Source organism: Phosphitispora fastidiosa (genome assembly GCF_019008365.1).
GTDB classification, from domain to species: domain Bacteria; phylum Bacillota; class Thermincolia; order Thermincolales; family UBA2595; genus Phosphitispora; species Phosphitispora fastidiosa.
Window position 1 is genome coordinate 1 of record NZ_JAHHUL010000163.1, and the last position, 258, is coordinate 258.

The following is a 258-nucleotide window of genomic DNA, read 5'->3' on the forward strand; positions in this document are numbered from 1 at the left end:
TTCTCGAACGACAGCCGCTCCCCGCAGACCCCGACCGAGTAGACCTGCCGGCTGCCGGCGGGCTCGGTGCGGTGCAGGTAGTCCTCCAGCAGGCGGACCATCTCCGGCATGCTGTTGACCCAGTAGTCCATGTCGTAGCGCGCCGCGGCGCCCTGCGTGCCGCCGACGAGGGTGTTGTAGAAGACGTATTCGTAAGGGTGCAGGCGGATCAGAATGCTGCCGTACCAGACATAGAGCATGGCCACGGCGGCGACCACG

General features: G+C 66.3%; 1 protein-coding gene. It reads right to left on the bottom strand.

All coding sequences use genetic code 11. The features are described from left to right. A partial coding sequence (locus tag Ga0451573_RS19350) for a hypothetical protein (protein WP_231685824.1) occupies positions 1 to 258 on the bottom strand: 258 nt, incomplete at both ends.